Genomic DNA, 391 nt, shown 5'->3' on the forward strand with positions numbered 1-391 from the left:
GGGGTTGTTGCAAATAATCTGAGTTGGTAAATAAGCCCTACAATTGACTCATTATTATAGAAAAACGACCTCAACCTTGAATAAGCGATTGAGAAAGGCGGATCTCTCCCGCGCTATCGTTTTACGTTTATCATTGCGTAACCAGAAATCAAATTGTCCCTTATTCAACATTCGTAAATACTCAAACCCTTGAATGGTTGACCAAGCTCGTTTCCTCAGTTTGAAACCACCAGTGGCCACAATCAACTTCTTAATGGGAGCATGATTGGATTCAATCCCATTGTTGAGAGTTTTAACTTGGCGTTGCTTAACATCAGCTCGGAGTCGTCCCTCTTACTTTAATCGTGCAATGGCATTGGCGTATGAGGAATGTTTATCTGTATTTAACGTT

1 pseudogene is annotated in these 391 nt (G+C 40.4%); it reads right to left on the reverse strand.

Annotation, left to right across the window (positions count from 1 at the left end):
* Window positions 1-54: 54 nt before the first annotated feature.
* Window positions 55-391, reverse strand: a pseudogene (locus A6E04_RS21055) (DDE-type integrase/transposase/recombinase); the annotation flags it as partial.

The organism is Aliivibrio logei (assembly GCF_001691055.1).
Classification (GTDB): Bacteria; Pseudomonadota; Gammaproteobacteria; order Enterobacterales; family Vibrionaceae; genus Aliivibrio; species Aliivibrio salmonicida.